Genomic DNA, 9,497 nt, shown 5'->3' with positions numbered 1-9,497 from the left:
ACGCCGCTCCCGTTCTCCGCGGTGGCGGATAGAGTCATATTCTTACAAAGCAGAGGAAGCAGTATGTGGTTTGAGCAAATAAAAAGGGGGACCGGTGGGGATGATGAGCATATTTTATTTTGTTTCCCTTATGCCGCCGGAAATGCCGAGGTATTCGTGCCATTCTCTCACTACGTCAATAGCAATACGTCCGTGTACGCCATGCAACTGCCCGGCAATGGGCGCCGCTTTTCAGAGGCGTTGTGCAATGATGTCTGCAAAATTCTGGATGAGGTTGAACGAGAAGCCACGAGCCTGATGTCGGGAAAACAGTACTCATTTCTTGGTCACAGCAATGGTGGATTATTCGCCTTTGAATTGGCGAGTCGTTTTATCGCTCAGGATAAACCGCCGGCGCGAATTTTTATCGCCGCAGAAGCACCGCCGCACATTACGGATTTTAAGCATGATCCGATGCATTCAGATGATGATGAAATGGCCGAAGTATTGCGTCGTTATGGCGGAACTCAACCCGATGTTTTGGATGACGTTGATTTCAGAAGCTTATTTTTTCCTATTATACGCAACGAGCTGTCGATTAATTTTCGTATGAAACGGGCATTGAGGGATAAGACTATCGATTATCCTTTGGTGTTGATCCACGGCAGCCACGACAGCACCGTTTCAAAGACGGACATGGAGGCTTGGGATTGCTATACAAGTGCGCATATCGTTCTGCATACCGTTTCGTCGGATCACTTTTTCATTAATTATATACCAGAAGACGTTGCGCATATTATCAATCGATTACTGATATAAACTATTAGCGCTAGTACAGGTAGTTGAGGTGAGTTGATAGCAATGTGAAAATAGACGTTGTTTGTACAAGTCTTACAAATAATGAGTTTTTAAGTGTCAAATTACATATAGGTAGGATTACAATTGGTGGCGCTTCCGTGGTGCCTGTGGCGGTTTTAACCTTGAGCGAATTGAAAAACAGTACTCCGCTTGGTGTTGTGTCTATATGACTTAATCGGGGTATTCTCCATCATTGTGTAGTGGCAGGGTGAAGTGGTGAAGTTTTAGGCACCTGTACCTTGGGAACCCCACCCTGCCGTAATACAAAAAAAGCCCTCTTGGCGAGGGCTAAGGGATACAAGAAAGAGTGACTCTAATGCGCAACAAACCGCTGTACGGGTTTGTATGGCCGTTAAGATAGTCTTTGAGAATGTATATTTCAGTTGTTTTTATGTTTAATTTTGGATTTTTAGGGCATGAAAAGTGCCGGCTAATGGAAAAGGCTCAAGGGAAGTCGAGTTGGTACAGATTGCTGCCCAGCAAATAAATAAAGAATAACGTCCCAAAAAGCATGTGTGCAGAGCCCTAAGATGTAAAAGATAAGGTACCATTCTTTTATGTTCACTGTGGCGTAAGTGTTAATTTATATATTTTATTTCATACTCTCCTTTTTGTCGTCTCTCAATGATTTCTTTGTTTTTGGTAAATCTGGTATTTATTTTATTTATCAGTTCCTTATGCTGTGGGTTGTTATGTTTGTTTATAAATAAACAACATTCCGGGCGCGTTTGCTTTGGTTTTATTTAGAATGCGAACCTCATAAATTAAACAAAATAGTGATGATAAATTCGCATGAATAAAAAGCTGCTGAAAATGACAGCTCGGGCATGCCTGTGCCTTCAGCTGTTCGGAATATCTACAGGTACTTTGGCGCCTGCTCTGGCTTTGGCAAAAACGGAGGCGTCGGCACCGAGACAATTATTTGCATCCCAGACTGCGCTCTACGTTCTCCAGAATGGCGAAACTGTGACCTCTGTTGCCAAAAAGTTTAATTTGAGTGTTGCTGAACTGAAAAAAATTAATGAATTCCGCACATTCAGTAAACCCTTTGAACAGTTGGGCGCTGGCGATGAACTGGATGTTCCCACACCACAGAGTGCCTTGTCACCGATATCGAGCGGGACGGCGCTTTCCTCAAACGTGGGTGATATGGATGCAAAGTTTCTGGCCAACACGGCATCAACGTTTGGTACCGCACTTAGCAGTGATGACCCGAAGCAAAGCGCGGCAAACGTTGCCGGCAGTATGGTGGCTGGAGCGGCATCATCAGCCGTCGAGGACTGGTTGTCGCAGTTTGGTACTGCGCAGGTGGATTTAAACGTAGATGACAAGTTTCACCTTGATGACTCTTCCGTTGATTTTCTTATTCCGATTTATGATGCGTCTGCCAATTTGTTGTTTACCCAACTTGGATACCGCCATAAAGACGACCGTAATACGGTAAACCTGGGCATCGGGTATCGCCGTTTTCAGGGGAGCTGGATGTACGGCGTCAACTCTTTTTACGATGATGACGTGACGGGGGGAAACCGTCGTGTTGGTGTGGGTGTGGAGGCGTGGACTGATTATCTGAAACTGTCTGCTAACGGTTACCGTGGGCTTACCGATTGGCACCAGTCTCGTGACTTTGCTGATTATGACGAACGGCCTGCCGATGGTTTTGACCTTCGCGCTGAGGGCTGGTTACCTGTTTATCCACAACTGGGCGGTAAGCTTATTTATGAAAAATATTATGGCAACAATGTTGCCCTGATTGACAAGAATACGCTGAAGCACAATCCCGTGGCGGTGACTGTCGGGGTTAACTACACCCCGATACCGTTGGTCACCCTGGGGGTTGAGCATCAACAGGGGGAAGGCGGCGATGACGAAACCACATTTAACTTTGAGTTGAATTACCGTCTGGGCGTGCCGTGGGAAAAACAGGTCGATCCGGCTATGGTTGACTTCAGCCGCACGTTGGCAGGTAACCGGTATGATCTGGTCGAACGTAACAACGATATTGTTCTTGATTATAAAAAACAGGACCTTATACAGCTTGGTGTGCCTGATTCGATGTCTGGTAAAGCGGGTAACACGGATGTGCTGAGAGCTACAGTGAGTGCCAAGTATGGCACTGACCATGTTGAATGGAATACTCAGGAATTCGTTGCTGCGGGGGGCAAGGCGGAAGCGGCAGGTGTTAACGGAGAATCATTAAATATCACGTACCCTTCATTCCACTATACCGATACTGCGGACGCGAATATTTATCATATCAGTGCAGTTGCCTACGATAAGCATGGCAATAAATCCAATAATGGTACGACCGAAGTCAAGGTATCGGAAGCTGATGGCGATACGATCGAAATCACGGCCGCTAACCTGGATGTGGGGACGGGAGCGGTAGCGAACGGCAGTGACACCAATGCGGTGACGGCCATCGTAACGGACGCGAACGGTAACCCGGTTGCGAACCAGGAAGTGACGTTCAGCGTGTCGGAAGGTGCCGATATCACGACCGTGCAGGGCACAACCGATGAGGGAGGCAAGGCAACGGCGACGGTGACGAGCCTGAAGGCGGGCACCTATACGGTGACGGCGGAAGTGAATGGCAAGGGCACGAGCAAAAACACGACGTTCGTGGCAGACGACAGCACCGCTGAAATCACGGAAGGCAACCTGACGGTGGTGGATAACAATGCTGTAGCGGATGGTTCGCACACAGACAGCGTGCAGGCGAAGGTGACGGATGCGAGCGGCAACCCGGTCGCAGGCGTTGAGGTGAGCTTCTCGGCAGGCAATGGCGCCAAGGTGGTGACAGAGAAAGTCCCTACCGATGCGGATGGTGTGGCGAAGACGACGCTGACCAGCACGAAGGCGGGCGTCTCGACGGTGACGGCAAAGGCGGGCGACAGCGAGCGGACGGTTGATGTGAGCTTCGTGGCCGATGACGGTACGGCTGAAATCACGGAAGGCAACCTGATAGTGGTGGATAACAATGCTGTAGCGGATGGTTCGCACACAGACAGCGTGCAGGCGAAGGTGACGGATGCGAGCGGCAACCCGGTCGCAGGCGTTGAGGTGAGCTTCTCGGCAAGCAACGACGCCAAGGTGGTGACAGAGAAGGTCCCTACCGATGCGAATGGTGTAGCGAAGACGACGCTGACCAGCACGAAGGCGGGCGTCTCGACGGTGACGGCGAAGGCCGGTGACAGCGAGCCGAAGGTTGACGTGAGCTTCGTGGCGGACGAGAGCTCGGCGGAAATCACGGATGAGAACTTGGTTGTATTCAGAGACAACGCTGTAGCAAATGGCACGGCCAAAAACGGCATTATGGCAACAGTCACGGATGCCTATGGCAATCTGGTTGCTGGCCAAGTAGTGACGTTTCACGTGGCCGAAGGCGCCATTATTACCCTCACGCAGGGCACGACTGGCGACAACGGCAAGGCGATGGCTGCAGTCAGCAGCACGACGGCAGGCACGTATGCGGTGACGGCGGAAGTGAATGGCAAGGGCGCGAGCAAGGACACGACATTTGTGGCGGATGACAGCACGGCGACCATTACTGATGAGAACCTGATAATCGGTCATGACAACACGGTTGCGAGCGGCAAGGTAACTGATGGTGTGACCGCCACGGCAACGGTGACTGATAAAAATGGTAATCCGGTTGCCGATCAGGAGGTTATCTTTACTGTGACTGAGGGGGCGAACATCACTACGGTGAAAGGAACCACCGGGGCTAAAGGTAAGGCGGCGGCAGTGGTGACCAGTGCCAAGGCAGGGGCTTATACAGTAACCGCGAAGGTTAATGATAGTGCAGCCGAGAAGGCTGCCCACTTCGTGGCGGACGAGAGTACGGCTGAAATCACGGAAGGTAACCTGACGGTGGTGGATAACGGTGCTGTGGCCAACGGCACGGCCACGGACAGCGTGCAGGCGAAAGTCACCGACAGGAACAACAACCCGGTTGCGGGTGTTGAGGTGAGCTTCTCGGCAAGCAACGGTGCGACGGTGGTGACGGAGAAGGTCTCTACCGAGGCGGATGGTGTAGCGAAGACCACCCTGACCAGCACGAAGGCGGGCACGTCCAGCGTGACGGCAAGTGTGGGTGACAGCGAGCAGAAGGTTGACGTGAACTTCGTGGCGGATGACGGCACGGCTGAAATCACAGACACGAACCTGAGTGTGGGGACGGGAGCGGTTGCGAACGGCAGTGACACCAATGCGGTGACGGCCATCGTAACGGACGCGAACAGCAACCCGGTCAGTGGCCAGGAAGTGAAGTTCAGTGTGGCGGAAGGTGCCGATATCACGACGGTGCAGGGCACGACGGGCGCTGACGGTAAAGCGACGGCGACGGTGACGAGTCTGAAGGCGGGCACTTACTCGGTGACGGCGGAAGTGAACGGCAAGGGCACGAGCAAAAACACGACGTTCGTGGCGGACGAGAGTACGGCTGAAATCACGGAAGGTAACCTGACGGTGGTGGATAACGGTGCTGTGGCCAACGGCACGGCCACGGACAGCGTGCAGGCGAAAGTCACCGACAGGAACAACAACCCGGTTGCGGGTGTTGAGGTGAGCTTCTCGGCAAGCAACGGTGCGACGGTGGTGACGGAGAAGGTCTCTACCGAGGCGGATGGTGTAGCGAAGACCACCCTGACCAGCACGAAGGCGGGCACGTCCAGCGTGACGGCAAGTGTGGGTGACAGCGAGCAGAAGGTTGACGTGAACTTCGTGGCGGATGACGGCACGGCTGAAATCACAGACACGAACCTGAGTGTGGGGACGGGAGCGGTTGCGAACGGCAGTGACACCAATGCGGTGACGGCCATCGTAACGGACGCGAACAGCAACCCGGTCAGTGGCCAGGAAGTGAAGTTCAGCGTGGCGGAAGGTGCCGATATCACGACGGTGCAGGGCACGACGGGCGCTGACGGTAAAGCGACGGCGACGGTGACGAGTCTGAAGGCGGGCACTTACTCGGTGACGGCGGAAGTGAACGGCAAGGGCACGAGCAAAAACACGACGTTCGTGGCGGACGAGAGTACGGCTGAAATCACGGAAGGTAACCTGACGGTGGTGGATAACGGTGCTGTGGCCAACGGCACGGCCACGGACAGCGTGCAGGCGAAAGTCACCGACAGGAACAACAACCCGGTTGCGGGTGTTGAGGTGAGCTTCTCGGCAAGCAACGGTGCGACGGTGGTGACGGAGAAGGTCTCTACCGAGGCGGATGGTGTAGCGAAGACCACCCTGACCAGCACGAAGGCGGGCACGTCCAGCGTGACGGCAAGTGTGGGTGACAGCGAGCAGAAGGTTGACGTGAACTTCGTGGCGGATGACGGCACGGCTGAAATCACAGACACGAACCTGAGTGTGGGGACGGGAGCGGTTGCGAACGGCAGTGACACCAATGCGGTGACGGCCATCGTAACGGACGCGAACAGCAACCCGGTCAGTGGCCAGGAAGTGAAGTTCAGCGTGGCGGAAGGTGCCGATATCACGACGGTGCAGGGCACGACGGGCGCTGACGGTAAAGCGACGGCGACGGTGACGAGTCTGAAGGCGGGCACTTACTCGGTGACGGCGGAAGTGAACGGCAAGGGCACGAGCAAAAACACGACGTTCGTGGCGGACGAGAGTACGGCTGAAATCACGGAAGGTAACCTGACGGTGGTGGATAACGGTGCTGTGGCCAACGGCACGGCCACGGACAGCGTGCAGGCGAAAGTCACCGACAGGAACAACAACCCGGTTGCGGGTGTTGAGGTGAGCTTCTCGGCAAGCAACGGTGCGACGGTGGTGACGGAGAAGGTCTCTACCGAGGCGGATGGTGTAGCGAAGACCACCCTGACCAGCACGAAGGCGGGCACGTCCAGCGTGACGGCAAGTGTGGGTGACAGCGAGCAGAAGGTTGACGTGAACTTCGTGGCGGATGACGGCACGGCTGAAATCACAGACACGAACCTGAGTGTGGGGACGGGAGCGGTTGCGAACGGCAGTGACACCAATGCGGTGACGGCCATCGTAACGGACGCGAACAGCAACCCGGTCAGTGGCCAGGAAGTGAAGTTCAGTGTGGCGGAAGGTGCCGATATCACGACGGTGCAGGGCACGACGGGCGCTGACGGTAAAGCGACGGCGACGGTGACGAGTCTGAAGGCGGGCACTTACTCGGTGACGGCGGAAGTGAACGGCAAGGGCACGAGCAAAAACACGACGTTCGTGGCGGACGAGAGTACGGCTGAAATCACGGAAGGTAACCTGACGGTGGTGGATAACGGTGCTGTGGCCAACGGCACGGCCACGGACAGCGTGCAGGCGAAAGTCACCGACAGGAACAACAACCCGGTTGCGGGTGTTGAGGTGAGCTTCTCGGCAAGCAACGGTGCGACGGTGGTGACGGAGAAGGTCTCTACCGAGGCGGATGGTGTAGCGAAGACCACCCTGACCAGCACGAAGGCGGGCACGTCCAGCGTGACGGCAAGTGTGGGTGACAGCGAGCAGAAGGTTGACGTGAACTTCGTGGCGGATGACGGCACGGCTGAAATCACAGACACGAACCTGAGTGTGGGGACGGGAGCGGTTGCGAACGGCAGTGACACCAATGCGGTGACGGCCATCGTAACGGACGCGAACAGCAACCCGGTCAGTGGCCAGGAAGTGAAGTTCAGTGTGGCGGAAGGTGCCGATATCACGACGGTGCAGGGCACGACGGGCGCTGACGGTAAAGCGACGGCGACGGTGACGAGTCTGAAGGCGGGCACTTACTCGGTGACGGCGGAAGTGAACGGCAAGGGCACGAGCAAAAACACGACGTTCGTGGCGGACGAGAGTACGGCTGAAATCACGGAAGGTAACCTGACGGTGGTGGATAACGGTGCTGTGGCCAACGGCACGGCCACGGACAGCGTGCAGGCGAAAGTCACCGACAGGAACAACAACCCGGTTGCGGGTGTTGAGGTGAGCTTCTCGGCAAGCAACGGTGCGACGGTGGTGACGGAGAAGGTCTCTACCGAGGCGGATGGTGTAGCGAAGACCACCCTGACCAGCACGAAGGCGGGCACGTCCAGCGTGACGGCAAGTGTGGGTGACAGCGAGCAGAAGGTTGACGTGAACTTCGTGGCGGATGACGGCACGGCTGAAATCACAGACACGAACCTGAGTGTGGGGACGGGAGCGGTTGCGAACGGCAGTGACACCAATGCGGTGACGGCCATCGTAACGGACGCGAACAGCAACCCGGTCAGTGGCCAGGAAGTGAAGTTCAGCGTGGCGGAAGGTGCCGATATCACGACGGTGCAGGGCACGACGGGCGCTGACGGTAAAGCGACGGCGACGGTGACGAGTCTGAAGGCGGGCACTTACTCGGTGACGGCGGAAGTGAACGGCAAGGGCACGAGCAAAAACACGACGTTCGTGGCGGAGAAGTCTTATACAGTGACGGCGTCAATAAGTGAAGATTATGCACCAGTAATTGATGATTATGGCATTGGAGTTACCTTTGATGTAACGGACGAAGAGGGAAATCCAGCCGAGGGCGTTGGCATTCAAGTAGCAGCGACTAATGGTGCGAAAGCATCTCCTGATAGAGGTTTTCTTAGCAATGGTCGGTATGCCACAAAAATTTATAGTAGTGTAGGGGGGGAATCAATTGTCACGGCAACCCTGGATACCACTCGCAAAGAAAGTGCTCAGGTGAAAATACATTTTGTTGGTAATTTATCGGTTGATTTAGTGGTAGATCAAGATAATGCTATGCCAGACGGTAAGCAGTTCAACAAAGTAACTGCTGTATTGCCCGGCGACCAGGGCCATCCGCTTGTCGGTCAATATATATATTTTTCAGCAACTAATGGCGCGAAAGTTACCTCCGAAAGGGTGGCGACAGACTCGAATGGTAGAGCCAGTACGACGCTGACAAGCTTCACGTCGGGAGTGTCGACAGTGACGGCGGAATTTGGCATTGCTGATAGCGTCGATACTGTAGATGTTCATTTCGGCGATTCGGCGAGAATCGTCGAATACTGGGATGGTACTCATTCATCCGCGTGTGTTGCGCCGGGTGTCTATGGAATGCCATGGGTTATTGTAAAAGATGCACAAGGCAATCCTGTGGAAGGGCGGCTGGTTACATTTAAAGGGGGATATATTGGTAGTAATGGGGTGAGTTCGGTCTACACCGACTCTGACGGGAAGGCGAGTATTGCCAATACAGCCGATTGGTATTGGGACAGTGCCGGCGGCTCGCGTCATGATGTGACTGCCCCGTATCAGGCATCTTTGCAGAATGGTTCCACGGTTTCTGAGGTTTATGATATATGTCATAATTAATTGTTTTAAACTGCGAAGTGACATGACAGGGATGTTGTGTATGTTTTTTGTAACATCAATTTCGCTGTAGCTCCCCCCCCCCAGGCCTTATGGCCTTGGGGGCATAACGAAGGGTGCACTTGGTTTTAGATACGCATTATCAATCCCTTGGTGGGGAGTTGCCAGGTGCGCTCTTCGATATGAAGTGAACTTATAACCTAAAATATTACTCGGCTAGAGTTGATGAACGTTAAAGTATAAAAAATGGATTGATGATGACATCTCTTTTTTTAGTGATTGATTTGCGATGCGGGGTATTTCCACTGTCGGTAATGTTGGTGTTTTTTTTGCTTGCT

2 protein-coding genes are annotated in these 9,497 nt (G+C 53.9%); both read left to right on the top strand.

Features of this window, described 5'->3' with window-relative positions; genetic code table 11:
- Nucleotides 1-63 precede the first annotated feature (63 nt).
- Nucleotides 64-798, top strand: coding sequence for a thioesterase II family protein (locus FO014_RS01185; protein WP_160027191.1), 735 nt, complete (start codon nucleotides 64-66; stop codon nucleotides 796-798).
- Nucleotides 799-1,629: 831 nt separating this feature from the next.
- Complete coding sequence (locus FO014_RS01180) at nucleotides 1,630-9,162, top strand: Ig-like domain-containing protein (protein ID WP_160027189.1); 7,533 nt, start codon at nucleotides 1,630-1,632, stop codon at nucleotides 9,160-9,162.
- Nucleotides 9,163-9,497: the final 335 nt, after the last annotated feature.

The sequence above is a fragment of the Serratia rhizosphaerae genome, from assembly GCF_009817885.1.
GTDB classification, from domain to species: domain Bacteria; phylum Pseudomonadota; class Gammaproteobacteria; order Enterobacterales; family Enterobacteriaceae; genus Serratia_B; species Serratia_B rhizosphaerae.
The sequence above is the reverse complement of the archived record's forward strand: the minus strand, read 5'-3'. Positions and strand labels throughout refer to the sequence as shown.

What these genes read in the sequence shown, in the direction of transcription:
- FO014_RS01185 (WP_160027191.1), top strand. Translation starts at nt 64, where the DNA reads ATGTGGTTTGAGCAAATAAAAAGGGGGACCGGTGGGGATGATGAGCAT.
- FO014_RS01180 (WP_160027189.1), top strand. Translation starts at nt 1,630, where the DNA reads ATGAATAAAAAGCTGCTGAAAATGACAGCTCGGGCATGCCTGTGCCTT.